17 protein-coding genes and 1 pseudogene are annotated in these 16,742 nt (G+C 65.3%); 3 read left to right on the forward strand and 15 right to left on the reverse strand.

Annotated elements, in window-relative coordinates; all coding sequences use genetic code 11:
* Positions 1 to 2: 2 nt before the first annotated feature.
* The 3 genes and pseudogenes from ABT24_RS02025 to ABT24_RS02035 form a co-directional block, all read right to left on the reverse strand.
* On the reverse strand, positions 3 to 287 hold the full coding sequence (locus ABT24_RS02025) for a YbeD family protein (protein ID WP_013122496.1): 285 nt from the start codon (positions 285 to 287) through the stop codon (positions 3 to 5).
* Positions 288 to 354: 67 nt separating this feature from the next.
* The gene (locus ABT24_RS02030) at positions 355 to 582 is read right to left on the reverse strand and encodes a SlyX family protein (RefSeq protein ID WP_276728044.1); all 228 of its coding nucleotides are present in this window, start codon (positions 580 to 582) and stop codon (positions 355 to 357) included.
* 156 nt (positions 583 to 738) lie between these two features.
* Positions 739 to 849, reverse strand: a pseudogene (locus tag ABT24_RS02035) (putative toxin-antitoxin system toxin component, PIN family); the annotation flags it as partial.
* Between the two features lie 209 nt (positions 850 to 1,058).
* Here ABT24_RS02035 and ABT24_RS02040 point away from each other — a divergent pair.
* Positions 1,059 to 1,511, forward strand: coding sequence for a tetratricopeptide repeat protein (locus ABT24_RS02040; protein WP_276728046.1), 453 nt, complete (start codon positions 1,059 to 1,061; stop codon positions 1,509 to 1,511).
* A 55-nt stretch (positions 1,512 to 1,566) separates the two neighbouring features.
* On the opposite strand, the gene ABT24_RS02045 is transcribed toward ABT24_RS02040, so the two are convergent.
* From ABT24_RS02045 to ABT24_RS02060, 4 genes are all read right to left on the reverse strand, one after another.
* Positions 1,567 to 1,953, reverse strand: coding sequence for a copper-binding protein (locus ABT24_RS02045; RefSeq protein WP_276728049.1), 387 nt, complete (start codon positions 1,951 to 1,953; stop codon positions 1,567 to 1,569).
* Positions 1,954 to 2,013: 60 nt separating this feature from the next.
* On the reverse strand, positions 2,014 to 3,384 hold the full coding sequence (locus ABT24_RS02050) for a multicopper oxidase family protein (protein WP_276728053.1): 1,371 nt from the start codon (positions 3,382 to 3,384) through the stop codon (positions 2,014 to 2,016).
* Positions 3,385 to 3,403: 19 nt separating this feature from the next.
* Positions 3,404 to 4,846 (reverse strand): TolC family protein, encoded by a 1,443-nt coding sequence (locus tag ABT24_RS02055; protein WP_276728056.1) that lies wholly within the window; start codon positions 4,844 to 4,846, stop codon positions 3,404 to 3,406.
* Between the two features lie 95 nt (positions 4,847 to 4,941).
* Positions 4,942 to 5,361, reverse strand: a complete 420-nt coding sequence (locus tag ABT24_RS02060; protein ID WP_276728060.1) for a hypothetical protein — start codon at positions 5,359 to 5,361, stop codon at positions 4,942 to 4,944.
* A gap of 164 nt (positions 5,362 to 5,525) precedes the next feature.
* Here ABT24_RS02060 and rpoH point away from each other — a divergent pair, with 164 nt between their 5' ends.
* Positions 5,526 to 6,434 (forward strand): RNA polymerase sigma factor RpoH, encoded by a 909-nt coding sequence (gene rpoH / locus ABT24_RS02065; protein WP_013105057.1) that lies wholly within the window; start codon positions 5,526 to 5,528, stop codon positions 6,432 to 6,434.
* Positions 6,435 to 6,529: 95 nt separating this feature from the next.
* Here rpoH and ABT24_RS02070 read toward each other — a convergent pair whose 3' ends face one another.
* From ABT24_RS02070 to ABT24_RS02080, 3 genes are read right to left on the reverse strand one after another with little or no spacing between them, the layout of a single operon-like run.
* Positions 6,530 to 8,605, reverse strand: a complete 2,076-nt coding sequence (locus ABT24_RS02070) for a transglutaminase TgpA family protein (RefSeq protein ID WP_276728063.1) — start codon at positions 8,603 to 8,605, stop codon at positions 6,530 to 6,532.
* A complete protein-coding gene (locus tag ABT24_RS02075) occupies positions 8,602 to 9,711 on the reverse strand; it encodes a DUF58 domain-containing protein (protein WP_276728066.1) in 1,110 nt (369 codons plus the stop codon). The genes ABT24_RS02070 and ABT24_RS02075 overlap by 4 nt, the downstream gene beginning before the upstream one ends.
* Positions 9,712 to 9,742: 31 nt before the next feature.
* Complete coding sequence (locus ABT24_RS02080; protein ID WP_276728069.1) at positions 9,743 to 10,666, reverse strand: AAA family ATPase; 924 nt, start codon at positions 10,664 to 10,666, stop codon at positions 9,743 to 9,745.
* Positions 10,667 to 10,757: 91 nt separating this feature from the next.
* Here ABT24_RS02080 and ABT24_RS02085 point away from each other — a divergent pair, with 91 nt between their 5' ends.
* Positions 10,758 to 11,690: a histone deacetylase family protein gene (locus ABT24_RS02085; protein WP_276728072.1), complete on the forward strand. Its 933-nt coding sequence runs from the start codon at positions 10,758 to 10,760 to the stop codon at positions 11,688 to 11,690.
* A 62-nt stretch (positions 11,691 to 11,752) separates the two neighbouring features.
* Here ABT24_RS02085 and ABT24_RS02090 read toward each other — a convergent pair whose 3' ends face one another.
* From ABT24_RS02090 to ABT24_RS02110, 5 genes are all read right to left on the reverse strand, one after another.
* Positions 11,753 to 12,733, reverse strand: a complete 981-nt coding sequence (locus ABT24_RS02090; protein WP_276728075.1) for a branched-chain amino acid ABC transporter permease — start codon at positions 12,731 to 12,733, stop codon at positions 11,753 to 11,755.
* Between the two features lie 2 nt (positions 12,734 to 12,735).
* Complete coding sequence (locus ABT24_RS02095) at positions 12,736 to 13,623, reverse strand: branched-chain amino acid ABC transporter permease (protein WP_276728079.1); 888 nt, start codon at positions 13,621 to 13,623, stop codon at positions 12,736 to 12,738.
* 76 nt (positions 13,624 to 13,699) lie between these two features.
* Positions 13,700 to 14,896, reverse strand: coding sequence for an ABC transporter substrate-binding protein (locus tag ABT24_RS02100; RefSeq protein WP_013105064.1), 1,197 nt, complete (start codon positions 14,894 to 14,896; stop codon positions 13,700 to 13,702).
* Positions 14,897 to 14,932: 36 nt separating this feature from the next.
* A complete protein-coding gene (locus ABT24_RS02105; RefSeq protein ID WP_276728082.1) occupies positions 14,933 to 15,712 on the reverse strand; it encodes an ABC transporter ATP-binding protein in 780 nt (259 codons plus the stop codon).
* A complete protein-coding gene (locus ABT24_RS02110) occupies positions 15,709 to 16,476 on the reverse strand; it encodes an ABC transporter ATP-binding protein (protein WP_276728085.1) in 768 nt (255 codons plus the stop codon). The genes ABT24_RS02105 and ABT24_RS02110 overlap by 4 nt, the downstream gene beginning before the upstream one ends.
* Positions 16,477 to 16,742: the final 266 nt, after the last annotated feature.

Below are 16,742 nucleotides of genomic sequence, written 5' to 3' on the forward strand. Positions count from 1 at the left end.
CGCTACAGCACCACCTTCACCATCGGATGACTGGTGAGCGCGCGGTACAGATCGTCAAGCTGCGCGCGGCTGGTGGCGCGGATGGTGCAGGTGCAGCTCAGATAGTTGCGTCCGCTGGAAGGGCGCAGCTCCATCGTCGCCGGATCGAAGTCGGGCGCGTGTTGCAGCACCACGGCGGCAATCGCATCGGCCAGGCCGTCCACATTCGCGCCCATGATTTTGATGGGGAAGTCGGACGGATATTTGATAAGACTCTCATCGCCGGGCGGGGTGGAAATCGGGTTCATGGCAACCTCAACAGAAATACGTCTGGCCTTGAATTATCCGGGCTGGCGCGGCGCGTATCCGAGACCTTCAGTAATGCGGCGGCAACTCGTCCCACAAGTTCGTGGGCGCTGAAGGCTGATCGTCCGCACGCTGACGCTGCAACTGCCCCACCTCCCGCAACAACTGCGCGATCTGATCTTGCTGCTTTGCCACCAAAGCGTTGAGCGCGTCGAGCAGGTCTTCCGCATAACCGAATTTTTCTTCCAGCCGGGTCAGGCGGGCGTTGGTTTCAGCGTCGTTGGGGGAGGGATTCATGGGAGTTCTTATTCAATTCGGCGCAGGAGCGAGCAAGACATTTGAGCAAATTCCCGCACGCGGCGGTAAGCGCTCATGCCTCGCTCGGGATCGATGAGCGCGCGTAAAACGACCGACATCATTCCCGCGCCGAACGCCGTGGGTGCGAAGATCGGCTCAAAGCGCCTCGGCGCAGAAGGTGGTCGTCGTGACGATGCGTGTGCGCCCGATGCGGCCATGTTGCAGCAGCCCGGCCCGCCGGTCGCCCGTCACCAGGTAATCGGCCTCGGCGGGACATTACCTCAATCACACGCCCGGCTTTACCGAGTCGGCCCTGTCGAGAGATAGCAAGTCGAGTTCTAGCCCTACAGCGTTTGCTGACTTTCGCCTCAAATTTTTTTGATTCAGTGCTTGCCGAAACCAACCGCCGATGCCGATCGCCTTTCTTGGCCTGTAGTAAGGTAGAACGCTCATCGGCTCCTCTGCCCTGCTCTCCCATGCTGACCATCCAATCAAAACACCTCGCCTCTCTTTTCGCGGCCTTTGTGCTGGCCCTGAGCACCGCGCAGGCGGCTACGCTCGATCAGGCGTCTTCCTTGCTGGATGCGGGCCATTTGACGCAGGCTGACCACGTCATCGCGCAGGTGCTGGCGGATCAGCCGAATTCGGCGCAGGCGCATTATCTGGACGCGCGGCTGCTGGCGGCTGAGGGCAAGTGGCCGCTGGCGGAGCAGGAGCTGGAACTGGCGCGTCGCCTCGATCCGACCTTGAGCTTCGGGCCGCAGGAGCAGGTGCAGGCGCTGGCCAACGAGGTGCTCAAGCACCAGTGGAAGAACCCGTCCGGGTTCGCGGGTTACGGACAGGCCGCGCTGGCGGCGCTGTTCGTGCTGATTTCGGGCTATCTGGTCTTCGGGGTGATGCGCCACCGGCGCCAGCCGCCCAAGGTCTGAGCGGCGCCGCCCTGCGCGGCCAGGCGACAGCAGGCGGCCGGGCGATTTCTCCCCATCAAGGTTTGCGTTTCAGGGTGAGGACGGTATAGGCGCCGTCTATCTGCTGCGCGCTGAATTCCACCGTGTCGCCGGTTTTGACGCCATCGAGCAGGGCTTTGTCGCGCACCCGGTAGTTCATGGTCATCGCGCCCATGCCCAGCGCGGGGATGGGGCCGTGACGCAGGGTGATCTTGCCGCTTGCGGCGTCGATTTTGCGCACCACACCTTCGGTCTGGTGTTCGCCCTGCGCGCCGGATGCAGCGGGCTGCATCATCTGCATGTGCTGCGCCATGCCTTCGGGGGTGGAATGGTCATGGTCAGCGTGGCTTTGCATGGCCAGGGCGGGCGTGCAGAGTGCTGCGGCCAGGGCGAGAAGGGAGCAGGTTTTCAGTGACTGGTTCACAGTGGGTTCCTTTGCAGGGGTTGAAGAAACAAAAAGGGGATAGGGGCGGAGCGAGGGCGGTTAATGCGCATGCTGCTGGGGCTTGCGCACTTGCAGCGTGTCTTGGGTGGCTTGGGGTTCGGTGGGGTCGGTGCGCGCGGGCGGCAGGTCGGCGGTGGGCACGGCGTGGGCTTGGGTGCCGGGCGGCATGCGGTACCAGCCGGGGTCGCGGTAGTCGCCGTGGGCGAGGTCGTCGCGCACTTTGAGCACGCTGAACATGCCGCCCATTTCCACCGATCCGTAAGGGCCGCGGCCGGTCATCATCGGCAGGGTGTTGTCAGGCAGGGGCATGTCCATCTCGGCCATTTCGGCCATGCCCTGGCTGCCCATCGCCATGTAGTCGGGCAGCAGCTTTTGCAGCGCGGGGGTGAGATCGTCCTGCTGCACGCCGATCATCGTCGGCACGCTGTGGCCCATGGCATTCATGGTGTGGTGCGATTTGTGGCAGTGGAAGGCCCAGTCGCCAGGGTTGTCAGCGATGAACTCGATGGCGCGCATCTGCCCCACGGCGATGTCCACCGTCACTTCGGGCCAGCGCGCGCTCTTGGGCACCCAGCCGCCATCGGTGCCGGCCACTTCGAACACATGGCCGTGCAGGTGGATGGGGTGGTTGGTCATGGTGAGGTTGCCCATGCGGATGCGCACGCGCTCGCCGGTGCGCGCCACCAGCGGGGCGATGCCGGGAAAGGCGCGGCTGTTCCAGGTCCAGAGGTTGAAGTCGAGCATGGTGTTGACCTTGGGCACGCTCGACCCAGGATCGATGTCGTAGGCGTTGATGAGAAAGGCGTAGTCGCGCGCCACCGCCATCTGCCGCGGGTTTTTGGGATGGACGATGAATAGGCCCATCGCGCCCATGGCCATCTGCACCATTTCGTCAGCGTGCGGGTGGTACATGAAGGTGCCGCTTTTGCGCAGCTCGAATTCATAGACGAAGGTCTGGCCGGGCGCGATCTGCGGCTGCGTCAGCCCGCCCACGCCGTCCATGCCGTTGGGCAGGATGAGGCCGTGCCAGTGCACCGTGGTGTGCTCGGGCAGTTTGTTGGTGACGTACAGGCGCACGCGGTCGCCTTCCACCGCTTCGATCGTCGGGCCGGGGCTGGAGCCGTTGTAGCCCCAGAGCTTGGCCGTCATGCCGGGCGAGATTTCGCGCACCACGGGTTCAGCGACGAGGTGAAATTCCTTCACGCTGTCTTTCATGCGAAAGGGCAGGCTCCAGCCGTTGAGGGTGACGACCGGGTTGTAGGGCCGGCCGGCCTGGGGGTGCAGCGGGGCTGCGGTCTCGGCGCTGTTGTATTGATGGGGTTCGGGCGCGGCGGCCAGGGCGTTGCGGCTGGCGGCGCCTGCGGCGACGAGGGCCGCGGCAGCGCCGAGAAAATGGCGTCGGGTATTCATGGTGTGAAAGTCCTGTGGGTCAGTGGCTGGTGACGGCCGGGGCGGCGTTGGCGGAAGCGGAGTCGGGCAGGGCGCCCGGGCCTGCGTCCACGCCAAGCTGGGCGGCTTGCCAGGCGGCGTCGGCCAGCCAGTAATTGCGCTGCGCGGAGATGGCCTCTCGCACCGCCTGCACCTGCGTCTGCGCGGCGGCGACGAGCTGAAAGGTGCCGATGAGCATGCCGTTGTAGCGAAGCTGGCTCTCATCGAGCACGGTCTGCGCCAGGGGCACGATCTGCTCGCGGCTGAGGCGCTGCTGCTGCCAGGCGCTGCCGCGCAGGGCGTCGGCCTCGCGCAGTTGCGAGGCGGCGCGGCGCGCGGTGGCGATGGCGCGGTTGCGCGCGGCGAGCACGCGGTCGGCGGCGGCGCTGCGGCGGGCGTCGCCTAGATCGAACAGCGGCAGCGGCAGGCTGAGGTCGAAGCCGTTTTGCGGCGGCGCGTCGCTATAGGTCTTTCGCACGCCGCCGAGTTCGACATGCTCGATCAGGCTGGTAGCGCGCGCCAGCCCTGCGGCTTGCGCGGTGGCCGTGTAATCGGCGCGGGCGAGTTGCACGTCCAGACGCTGGTCGAGCGCGGTTTGCAGCGCCATCGGCGCGGCTGCGCTCGGCTGCTTGGGCACCTCCGACAGTTGCGTCGGCAAAGCGAGGCGGGCGGCTTGCTCTGCCGACAACCCCAGCACCTGCACCAGCGCCTCGCGGCTTTGCGTGGCGGCCAGTTCGGCGCGGCGCAGGCGTAGCTGGCTATCGGCGGCGAACAGGCCTTGCTGCGCCGCGTCGAGCTTGGTGAAGTTGCCCGCCTGCTGCATGCGGTCAGCCAGAATGGCGGTGGCCTTGGCCGCTTCCACCACATCGCGGTCGTAGGCGGCAGTTTGCTGCGCCGCCACGGCGCGAACCCAACCCAGCCGCGCTTGCGCCGCCGTGCGCAGCACCGCGCGGGCGAGGCTGAGCCGAAGTTGCGTCTGCTGCGTGTCGTTCAGGCGCGAACGCGTGGGCAAAGTGAGCAGATCGAGCAGACCGAAGCTCAGGCTGCGTGTGATCTCCACTCCGCCGCCACCAATGAGCAGGCGCTCGAAGCCGAAAACCGGGTTGGTCAACCGGGCGCTTTGCGTGGAGTCGGCCGAGTCGGCCTGCACCTGCGCGATCAGCGCTTGCAGCGCCGGGCTGCCGAGCAGCGCGATGCGCACCGCGTCATCGGCAGTCAGGGGTTTGGACAGCAGCGCGTCGATCCGGGCTTGCGCGTCTTGCTGCTGCGCGGGATCGCGCTGCAAGTGCAGCGGCGTGCCGGTATGGGGCTGGGTAATGACATTGACGGCCTGTAGCGACTGCCGGGTTTGCAAGGGCGCGCAAGCTGCCAGAAGCGCGGCTGCGGCCAGGGGGGCGAGCCGCAGCGCCCGCAGGCGCACCTGCGGTCTGGGTGGGTTCCACATGAATTGACACCTCATTCGAGCCGCGACAGCGCGCGGCGACACGATGCGCAGCGCAAGTCTTGCGACCCGCGCTGCAACCGGGACTCAAACGGGGGTCAGGCTCTGGGAGGGCGCTGCAGAGAGCGCGGCTCGGCGCTGTGCCACGCGGTGTTGGCGGTGGAGGGGCACGAGTGCTGCGCGGCGTCGGTCAGCAGCAGGGTGAAGGCTGGGGGCTGAGCCACGGCCAGATGGCAGATCACGCAATGCTGGTGATCGTGAGAGCCGCAATCGGCTGGGGTGTTGGCGTCGACGTGGCAGCCCGGCATCGCGTCTGAAGTGTGTTGCTCTGCCGCCAGCGAGTGCAGATCCGCCATTGAGGCCATGTCATTTGAGGTCATCTCATGCGCCTGCGCCTGCGCCGTGGTCTGGGCCGGGGTTTGCACTCCGTCGCCCAAATTCATGCTGACCTGCGCCCAGCCGCGCAGAGGCAGCAAGACGAGCAGCAAGACCAGAACGGGACGCAGCAAGCGAGACATGTGACAAAGTCTAACCTAAGAATTCGCAGGCACACTGCCGTCATCAAACCCCCATAGAACGTGCGGAAAATGGGTTTCCGCCCCGGGCCGGCAGGGAACTATTGGTCATTAGCACTCTCTCACTGTGAGTGCTAATATCAAACACAAACAGGAGGATTCCATCCATGACCCACACTCAGTCAGCCGCAATCGTTCTGCGCCCGGCCCAGGTCGATGGCGCGTTTCCGCTCGCCTTGCCCAGTCTGGGCAATCTGGACGCCTACATCAGCGCCGTCAACCGCCTGCCCATGCTCAGCGCGGAAGAGGAGGCGCGGCTGGCGCGCACCTGGCGCGAGCAGGGGGACAAAGACGCGGCGGGCAAGCTGGTGCTGTCGCACCTGCGGCTGGTGGTTTCCACCGCACGGCAATATCTGGGCTACGGCCTGCCGCATGCCGACCTCATTCAAGAAGGCAATATCGGCTTGATGAAGGCGGTCAAGCGTTTCGACCCGGCGCATGGCGTGCGGCTGGTGAGTTATGCCCTGCACTGGATCAAGGCCGAAATTCACGAATACATTCTGCGCAACTGGCGGTTGGTGAAAGTGGCCACCACCAAATCGCAGCGCAAGCTGTTTTTCAATCTGCGCTCGATGAAAACGGCCAACGCCGGCATGAACGAGGCGCAGATCGACGACATGGCGCAGGCGCTCAACGTCAAGCGCGAAGACGTGATCGAGATGGAAAGCCGCATGGGCGGCGCCGACATCGCGCTCGACCCCACGGTGGAAGATGGCGAAGAGAGTTATGCGCCCATTTCCTATCTGGCCGACAACACGCAGGAGCCGATGGCCGTGCTCGAAGCGCGCAGCCACGACCGGCTGCAGGTCGAAGGGCTGGAAAACGCGCTCGAACTGCTCGACGCCCGCAGCCGCGCCATTGTCGAGCAGCGCTGGCTGCAGGTGAATGATGACGGCAGCGGCGGCAAGACCCTGCACGAACTGGCCGCCGAATACGGCGTGTCGGCCGAACGCATCCGCCAGATCGAGGTGGCGGCGATGAAAAAAATGCGCAAGTCGCTGGCGGAATTTGCCTGATTCGTTTGCTTGGTTCGTTTGCCTGAATCTGTCGTTGCACCGTCTAAAAAGCCCGCAGGTGACGGGCTTTTTTTGATGTTTGTGTGGCACGCGCATCAGCGCCAGCGGCGCACGGCCTGCCGCAGCGCGGCCCATTGCGTTTTGCGCTGGCGGGCATCAACTGGCGGGGCGTAGCGCCAGCGTTCGAGTTGCAGCAGGAGCGCAATGGCAGCTTGCGCGGATTGGGGCGGGAGGCTGTCAGCGCCCAGTCGGGCAGGGTCGATGCGGCCCGCCAGAGTGCGCGGCGGGGTGGAGGGTTCACTGTCGATGCCGACCTGCTCCAGCTTGCCGCGCAGCAGGGCGTAGGTCTGCGTCCAAGGGTCGTGCCTGTGGCGCTCCAGCGCCAGAAACGCGCCGCCGATGGCGGTGGCCACCAGCAGGGTGGCGATGGCCAGCGCGGCCAGGGTGGCCATGTCGGGTTGGTGCAGGCCGAGCTTGTTCAGCAGATCGAGCTGGCGCTGGCTGCCGTAGTGCAGCACCCACTGGTTCCAGGTGTTGTTGAGCGCGTCCCATTGGTTGCGCAGTTGCAGCAGCAGCGCGGCGTCGCGCGGGCCGAGCGCGGCCACGCCCAGCAGGGGCTCGCGCGAGGCGAGGGTGGCGCCGCTGCGGTCGATGCGCGCGGGGTCAACGGCGGCGGTAGGGTCGGCGCGCACCCAGCCGCGTTCGGGCAGCCAGTATTCGGCCCAGGCGTGGGCGTCGCTTTGGCGCACCACCCAGGTGTCGTCCACCGGGTTGAAGCGGCCGCCCTGGTAGCCGGTGACGATGCGCGCGGGAATGCCTGCGGCCCGCATCACCACGACGAACGCCTGCGCGTAGTGTTCGCAAAAACCGGCGCGGCGGTCGAACAGAAATTGGTCCACGCCGTCGCGCAGGCCGTAGGTGCCGGGGTTGAGGGTGTAGCGGAAGGGTTGGTTGCGAAACATCTGCAGCAGGGCTAGCGCAACGAAGGCGCCGCCCTGTCCGGCCGCCCTGGCTTGCGCGGCGAGTTGCCTGCCCAGCGCCACGCTGCGCGGATCGAAGCCCGCAGGCAGGGCTTCGTCGGCACGCAGGGCGGGGGTGAATTGCGTGGGGCCGTAGCGAAACTGCGGTGACGACTCGACGGTGTAGCGCGAGAGATGGTCGAGCGGCCGCCCGGTGACCAGTTGCAGGTCGGGCAGCCACTGCACCCGATATCCCTCGATCTCGGGCGCGGCCATCGGGGCGTCGAGCGCGAAGACGAAGGTCTGCTGCGTGGGCTGCAGGGTGACGGTGTAGCGCACGGGCGGGCCGCTCAGGTGCAGATCGGCGGGTGGGGCGAGGCTGGCGCGGTCGCGCTGGCGCGGGTTGGGCAGCCACACGCCGTTGTCAAACAAACTCAGCACCGGGCCGCGCCAGTAAAGCTCACGGTCAGGCGGGCGCGGGCCGTGGAACACCACGCGGAAGGCGACCGAGTCGTCTCGCGCCAACTCGGCGATCTGCCCCGGTGACATACTGGCCGACAGCCCGGTGATGGCCTGCGCGCCGCTTTGCGGCAAGGCCCACAGCGGCGCGCTCAGGCGCGGAAACACCATGAACAGCACGACCATCGCGGGCGCGCCCAGCGCCATCATCTTGAGCGCGGTGAGCAGCGACTGCCGCAGCGGCGGCCGACCAGCGGGCAGATTGGCGTTGACCAGCGCGGCCAGCATGCCCCAGGTGGCCAGCACCATGACCAGGGCGGTACCCAGCGACTGCGAGAACAGAAAGTTGGCCGCGATGGTGAAAAAACCGAGAAAGAACAGCACATGGGCATCGCGGCGCGAGCGCATCTCCAGGGTTTTGAGGCCGAGCAGCACGCACAGCAGCGCGACCCCCGCGTCGCGCCCGAGTACGGTGTGGAAATCCCACAGGGTGATGACGACGGAGAACAGCAAAATGAGCACCAGCACGCCGCGCCCGGGCAGCGGCGCACTGCGCCAGGCCAGCGCCGCACGCCAGGCCAGCAGGCCGAGCACCAGCGCGCTCGTCCACCAAGGCAGATGGACGAACAGCGGAAGCATCAGCAGCAGCGACACGCCGAGCAGGAACAGGGTGTCGCGCGCATCGCGCGGCAGGGCGTTGGTGCGGTGGGTCCAGCGGGCCAGCAGCGTCTGGCTGGGGTTGGACTGAATCACGACTTGGCTCGCGGGGCGGCGCCCGAACGGGGCTGCAACAGGGGGCCGGGATGCAGCGCGAGCAGGCGCAGGCAGGCGGCGCGGTGCGCGGCGCCAGTGGCTGGCCTGATTTGCTGGCCGCCGAGCTGCAGGCCGTAGGGCGTGCCGGTGCGGTCGGCCGCCAGCACCCAGGCGCACAGCCGTGAAAGCCGGGCTTCGATGTCGAGCTGCGCGGGCAGCGCGGCGAAGTCGAGCCAGAGTTCGGCGCGGGCCTGTGGCTGGGCGGTGTCGCGGCTGATGAGTTCGTCGCTGCGGGCGAATTTTTTCCACAGCACATGCCGTAGCGAATCACCGGTGCGATAGGCGCGTACGCCATCGGTTTCGCCGCCGCCGCGCGCAAGCGCCGGGCCGTTGCCTGGCGTGGGGCGGGCGGGCGGCAGGGGCGGGGCGGGATGCTCGGCGGCTGGCAGCACGAGCAGTTCGATCTGCGGCTGCCAGCGGCTCCAGGCCGTCCAGACGCCCAGCGGGTAATAACTTTCGACGGTGAGCAGGGGCCAGGCCAGCAGGCCGCGGCGCGGCGGCGTCCAGCTCAGGGTGAGGGCGGGTTCACTGTTGCGGGCGCAGTCGGCGTAGGCCCAGGGGTAAGGCGCCTTGGACGCTTTGCGGCGGGCCTTCTTCTGGGACGCGGGCGGCGTAGCTTGGGTGCCCGCCGGGCGCAGCGCCAGCCCCCAGCGGTCGCGTGCGCCGCCTTGCAACAGCAGGCCGAGACGGGCGCTCTGACCCTGGTGCAGCAGGCCTTCGGGCGGCCGCGCGATGAGCTGCAAGCCGCGAAGATTGTTGTGGGTGACGTGCATGGCCATCATCGCGCTGCCCGCCAGCAGGAAGGTGAGCAGATAGCCGAGATTGAGCTGGTAGTTGATGCTCAGCACCAGCAAGACCAGCAGCAGCAGGGCGAAAAACCAGCCGGTGCGGGTGGGCAGGATGTAGACATTGCGGTGGGTCAGCCGCGTGCTGCCGCCGGCCGGATGGCGTGCTAGCGCCCAGGCATCAAAGCGCTGCGCGAAGGCGTCGCGCAGGGTGTTCGACGCGGCGGGCGGGGGCAGGGCGGTATCGGCGGAGGGTGGCATGATCACTGCTTGGCGCGCGGGCCTTCGGGCCTTACACCGGGACGTGTTCCAGCAGCGATTGCACTGCCTGCAACGAGGCGGCGCGGTTGACCGTGGGGCTGTCGAGGGTGCGCAAGCGGTGCCCGGCAACAAACGGCAGGACTTGCTGCACGTCGTCGGGAATGAGGTAGTCGCGGCCCTGCAGCAGCGCCCAGGCCCGGGCGGCGCGCAACAGGCCCAGACCGGCGCGCGGGCTGAGCCCTTCGATGAACCAGCGCCCGTTGCGCGTCTGCGTGAGCAGCTCCTGCACATAATCGAGCAGGGCGGGCGCGGCGTGCACGGCCTGCGCCTGTCGCTGCAGCTCGATCAAGCGCTCGGGGGTCAGCACCGGTTGCAGCTCCGCGATCAGCTCGCGCCGGTCGCGGCCTTCGAGCAGGGCGCGCTCGGCGGCGCGGCTGGGGTAGCCCAGCGAGATGCACAGCAGAAAGCGGTCGAGCTGCGACTCGGGCAGGGCATAGGTGCCGAGCTGGTCGAACGGGTTTTGGGTGGCGATGACGAAAAACGGTTCGGGCAGGCGGCGCGTCTGTCCGTCCACACTCACCTGGCGCTCTTCCATCGCTTCGAGCAGGGCGCTTTGCACCTTCGGCCCGGCGCGGTTGATTTCGTCGGCCAGCAGCACCTGCGAAAACACCGGGCCGGGGTGAAACACGAACTCGCTGCGGTTGCGGTCGAACACCGAAATGCCCAGCAGATCGCCCGGCATGAGGTCGGAGGTGAACTGCGCGCGGGCGTACTGCAGCCCCAGCGTGGCGGCCAGGGCATGGGCCAGCGTGGTCTTGCCCACCCCGGGCAGATCTTCGATGAGCAGATGACCGCTGGCCAAGAGGCAGCACACGGCGAGTTCCACCTGCGGGCGCTTGCCTCTGATAATGGTTTCGAGCTGGTCGAGCAAACTGGGCAGGGCTGGGGTTTTCACGAGCGGCGGAGTGGGGGGCGACAGCGCACTATGCTACGAGGACGACGTGCATGCCCCCGAATCTGGGGATATGCCGCAGGAGACAAGAACCATGACGACCGGCTTCTACACCCATGCCGACTGCACCCTGCACGAAATGGGGGCAGACCATCCCGAATGCCCGCAGCGCCTCGCCGCCATTGAAGACCGGTTGATCGCCGCGCAGATTGCGCCTTGGCTCGAACGCCACGACGACGCGCCGCCCGCCAGCCTGGAGGACGTTGAGCGCGCGCATTCGGCGCTGTATGTCGCCGATCTCAAAAAGCGCGGTGATTTCGAGCAGGGGCATGAGTGGATCGACGCGGACACGATGATGAATCCGCATACCTGGCAAGCCGCGCTGCGGGCCGCCGGTGCAGCCATCAGCGCGACCGATGCCGTCATCGACGGTCATCTGCACAACGCCTTTTGCTCCATCCGCCCGCCCGGCCATCATGCCACTCGCGATCAGGCGATGGGATTCTGTTTTCTCGGCAATGTCGCCATTGCCGCACGCCATGCGCTCGATGTGCGCGGGCTGGATCGCGTGGCCATCGTCGATTTCGATGTGCACCACGGCAACGGCACCGAAGACATTTTCCGCGGCGATGAACGGGTGCTGATGGTGAGCTTCTTCCAGCACCCCTTCTACCCCTACAGCGGCGCGGAAGGCGGGCAGCCGAATATGGTCAACGTCCCCGTCCCGGCCTACACCAAGGGCGACGGGGTACGCCACATCGTCACCGAGCAGTGGCTCCCCCGACTGCGGACCTTTGCGCCGCAGATGCTGTTCATCAGCGCCGGCTTCGACGCCCACCGCGAAGACGATATGGGTCAGATGGGCCTGGTGGAAGCCGACTACGCCTGGATCACCCGCCAACTGGTGGACTTTGCCGAGGCGCAGTGCGAAGGCCGCATCGTCTCCTGCCTGGAAGGCGGCTACAACCTTAGCGCTTTGGGCCGCAGCGTGGCCGAACACGTGCGGGTGCTGGCGGGGCTGGATTGAAAAAGGGCGGTCATCAAGACCAACGGCCGATGGGTGGAATGCCTGCCTGTTGTTTGCCCAGGCTACTTTCCCGCAATCCACCGCGCTTGCAGCTCGCCCACGATGCCACGGCGAAACAGCAGCACGCAGAGCACGAAGATGGCACCGATCACCATGCTCACCGAATCGTTGAGTTGGTGAAACCAGTCGACCCCGGTGGCGTGCACCAGGAAGCGGGAGATGGTGCCCATCTTCTCTTCCAGCACGGTGATGATGACCGCGCCTAGAATAGGGCCGAGATCGGTGCCAAGACCCCCGACCAGGGTCATCAGGATGACCAGGCCCGAAGTGCTCCAGTGCACATCGGTGAGCGTCTCGAAGCCCATGACCACGGCCTTCATCGCGCCAGCCAGTCCTGCGAAACCTGCCGAAATCAGAAACACGCCGAGCTTGTAGCGGTTGACGCGATAGCCCAGGGAAATGGCCCGCGGCTCGTTCTCGCGCACGGCCTGCAGCACCTGACCGAAGGGCGAATTCACCACCCGGCGCATAAACCACCAGCTCGCGACGAACACCGCCAGCACCAAGTAATACATCACCCGATCGGATTGCAGCGGCAGCCCGAACAGCGTGCTGCGGGGAATGCCCTGCAAGCCGTCTTCGCCGCCGGTGAAATGGGCCTGCAGGGCGTAAAAGTAGACGATCTGCGCCAGCGCCAGGGTGATCATCGAAAAGTAAATGCCGGAGCGCCGCACGGCAAGCAGTCCCATCACCAGACCGATCAGCAGCGCGGTGACCACCCCGGTCAGAATGCCCAGCGGCGTGGGCCAGCCCCAAGTGGTGAGCGCCAGGCCAGTGAGATAGCCAGCGCCGCCGAACAGCGCGGCATGGCCGAAGGAGATCAGCCCGGCGTAGCCCGCCAGCAGATTGAAGGCGCAGGCAAACAGCGCAAAGCACATCATGCGCATGCCCAGCACCGGATAGAGGCCGATCCAGGGGGCGATCAGCGCGAGAAGCAGCAGGGTCCACAGCAGGCCGACGTACAAGCGGGAGCGCGCGAGCATGTTCATTTCTCCTTGCCGAACAGGCCCGCGGGACGCACGGTCAGCACCAGCGCCATCAGGATGAAGACCACCGTGTTGGAGACCGGCGAATAAAACACTTTGGCCAGGCCCTCGATCAAGCCCAGCGCCAGGCCCGAGACAATGGCGCCGAGCACCGAGCCCATGCCGCCGATGACCACGATGGCGAATACCACGATGATGAGGTTGGAGCCCATCAGCGGCGAGACCTGGATGACGGGTGCCGCCAGCACGCCGGCCAATCCAGCCAGGGCCGAGCCGAAACCGAAGGTCAGCATGACCATGCGCGGGAAGTTCACGCCGAACGCCTGGATCAGCGCCGGGTTCTCTGTGCCCGCGCGCAGGTACGCGCCCAGCTTGGTGCGGTCGATCAGCAGCCAGGTGCCGAAGCACACCAGCAGGCTGGCGACCACGGCGAAGAGGTAATACGCGGGCAGGTACATGAATCCCAGATTGAGCGTGGCGCTGAGCAGCTCAGGCGGGTTGTAGGGGGCGCCGGCCACGCCGAAGAACGAGCGGAACACGCCTTCGATCAGCAGGGTGAGACCGAAGGTCAGCAGTAGACCGTAGATCGGATCGATGCCGCGCAGCCGACGCAGCGCGACACGCTCCACCCCAATGCCGAATAGGCCGACGAGCAGGGGAGCGAACAACAGCATCCACCAGAAATTGAGATGCAGGTATTGCCCGCCCATCCAGGCGAACATGGCGCCCATCATGAAAAACGCGCCGTGGGCGAAATTGACCACGTCCATCAGGCCGAAGATCACGGCCAGGCCGAGCGAGAGCATGGCGTAAAAAGCGCCATTCACCAGGCCCAGCATGAGTTGCCCGAGCAGTAGGGGCAGGGGGAAACCAAACAATTCAGTCAAGCGGCACCTCGACGGTCAGTCCATGGATGGAGCGTCTCCGGCAGGCATTGCGCGTGCCGGAGACGGGCATCGGCTCTTACTTGTCCAGCGGGCAGCCGTAGGCGGAGGCCGGGCCGAAGGCGTCGTTGCCGGGGATGGTCTGCACCAGCTTGTAGTAATCCCAGGGCTCTTTCGATTCAGCCGGGGTCTTGACCTGCTCCAGGTACATGTCGTGGATCATCAGCCCGCTCGGGCGCATGAAGCCATCCTTCATATACATGTCGTTGACTTTCATCTTGCGCATTTCGGCCATGACCTTGGTGCCATCGGTCGTGCCCGCGGCCTTCACGGCCTTCAGGTAGGTGAGCGCGGCGGAGTAGTCTCCGGCTTGGAGGAAGGTCGGCATGGCGTGCATTTCCTTGAAGTAGCGCTCGGCCCAGGCGCGCGACTGCGCGTTCTGGTTCCAGTACCACGGCGTGGTCAGGTACAGGCCTTGGGCAGCCGGCAGGCCGACGCTGTGGATGTCGGTGATGAACAGCAGCAGGCCGGCGAGCTTCATGGTCTTGGTCACGCCGAACTGGTTGGCCTGCTTGATCGCGTTGTCGGCATCACCGCCTGCGTTGGCCAGGCCGAGCACTTGAGCCTTTGAAGCCTGGGCCTGCAGCAGATAAGACGAAAAATCTGATGCACCCAAAGGCGCCAGAACTTGCCCAACCACGGTGCCGCCGTCCGCCTTCACGACCTTGGCGGCTTCGTTCTCAAGCGACTTGCCGAAGGCATAGTCAGCGGTGAGGAAGTACCAGCTCTTGCCACCATTCTTGATCACTGCGCTGGCGGTGCCGCGTGCCAGCGCGGTGGTGTTGTAGGCGTACATGACGGTGTAGGGCGTGCACTGTTTGCCGACGATGCTCGACGCGCCCGCGCCGACGACGAAGAACGGTTTTTTGTATTGCGCTGCGATGGGTTCCATGGCCAGTGCCGTGGCGCTGTTGGTGCCACCCATCAGCATGTCTACCCCGTCCTGCGAGAGGTATTCCTTGGCCTTGCCAGCGGCCAGGTCGGCCTTGTTCTGGTGGTCGAAGCTCACCAGTTCAACTTTACGGCCGAGCACGCTGCCGCCGAAGTCGGCGATGGCCATCTTGATGGCGGCCACTCCGCCGGGGCCGTCCACGGCAGAGTAAACGCCCGACAGATCGGTGATGAAGCCGATCTTGACGGGGGGCTCTGCGGCGCTGGCCGAGGCCAGTGTGCCCAGGGCCAGGGTGAGGGCAGAGGCGAGGGTTTTGAGTTTCATGGGAGTCTCCAAAAGGGTTTGCGCATTCGAGCGCGCTTAGACGCCGAGCAGGTTTTGCAGTGCCGTTCTGTTTTTCTGCAAATCCGCACGGTTAATTTCCAGAACGATCTGGCCGCGCTCCATCACATAAAAGCGGTCGGCGAGATGGGCGGAAAACCGGAAGTTCTGTTCAACCAGCAGAACAGAGAAGCCTTTGTGTTTGAGTGCCGTGATCGCGCGTCCCAGGGCTTGCACGATGACCGGAGCCAGCCCTTCGGAGATCTCGTCGAGCAGCATCAGGCGCGCACCGGTGCGCAGAATGCGCGCCACCGCCAGCATCTGCTGCTCACCGCCCGACAGCCGAGTGCCCGGGCTATGGGCCCGTTCCTTCAAATTCGGGAACAGGGCGTAGATCTCGTCGGTGCTTAGGCCAGAAAAGCCCGTCTTCAGGTCGGGCGGCAGGAACAGGTTTTCCCGCGCCGAAAGGCTGGCGAAGATGCCGCGTTCCTCGGGGCAATAGCCCACGCCCAGCGGCGCCACGCGGTGGCGGGGCAGATCGATGGCTTCGGTGCCCGCAACGCGGATGCTGCCGGTGCGTCGACCCGTGAGTCCCATGATGGCGCGCAGCGTACTGGTGCGTCCCGCCCCGTTACGGCCGAGTAGGCACACCGTCTCGCCCGGCTCCACGGTGAGATTCACCCCATGCAGCACATGCGATTCGCCGTACCAGGCATGCAGATTCTCGATGGCCAGTGCGGACGGCGGGCTGCCGTGGGTGGCCGGCGGTGCCGATGCTGTCGCCTGGACCGCGGAAGACGCGTCGGCGACGCTGCTCATAGGGCAAGTTCCTCTTCGGCCTCGCCCATATAGGCGGCGATCACCTCGGGATTGCGCGAAACCTCGCCGTAACTGCCTTCGGCCAGGACCTGTCCGCGCTGCATGACCGTCACGCGGTCGCAGATGCTGGAGATGACCGACATATTGTGTTCGACCATCAAAACGGTGCGCCCCCGCGCGACGCGGCGGATGAGTTCGGTCACCTGTTGCACGTCTTCGTGGCCCAGGCCCTGAGTCGGTTCATCAAGCAGCATCAGCTTGGGATTCATGGCCAGCGTAGTGGCGAGTTCCAGCGCCCGTTTGTGGCCATAGGGCAGGCTGGCTGCCGCACGACGGGCCTGGCTGGCGAGTCCGACCAGTTCGAGAAACTGCATCGCCTCGTCATTCAGGCGATCGAGCGCCCGGGTCGAGCGCCAGAACTGGGTGGCCAGCCCGGCCTGCCGCTGCAAACCGACGCGGACGTTTTCGAGCAAGGTCATCTGAGAAAAGGTGGCACTGATCTGAAAGGAACGCAACAGACCAAGCCGGGCAATATCTGCCGGCTGCAGATGGGTAATAGGTCGATTCTGAAAATAAACTTCACCTGAAGTGGGTGTAATGAATTTGCTCAATAAATTGAAGCAGGTGGTTTTTCCGGCGCCGTTGGGGCCGACGAGCGCGTGAATGGCGCCTTCGTTAACCTGCAGATTGACATTCTGAACTGCGGCAAATCCGGAAAACTGTTTACTCAGTCCCTCTGCGCGCAAAATAGTCGTGTTCGGCATGAGCTTCATCCTTTATAAGGCTTGCATTTTGCTGCAACGCACCCTGGGCGCTCAAGAGTCCAGCGCCAGTGGAAACCCTGATGATTGGCATGATTTGGTAAAAGTCTTTGAGAATTTGTACTAAATGACACAAACAGTCACATCGAATTAAATACTCCGGCGAGTAAATCATGCGATGTGCCCACCTTGGGTGCGGGAAATCGCAAAAAAAGCCCACCCGAAAATAATCGGCGTGGGCCTTATTTTGAATGGTTTTTTTATGAGGC

This window comes from Thiomonas sp. SCN 64-16 (assembly GCF_001725585.1).
Taxonomy (GTDB): domain Bacteria; phylum Pseudomonadota; class Gammaproteobacteria; order Burkholderiales; family Burkholderiaceae_C; genus Thiomonas; species Thiomonas arsenitoxydans.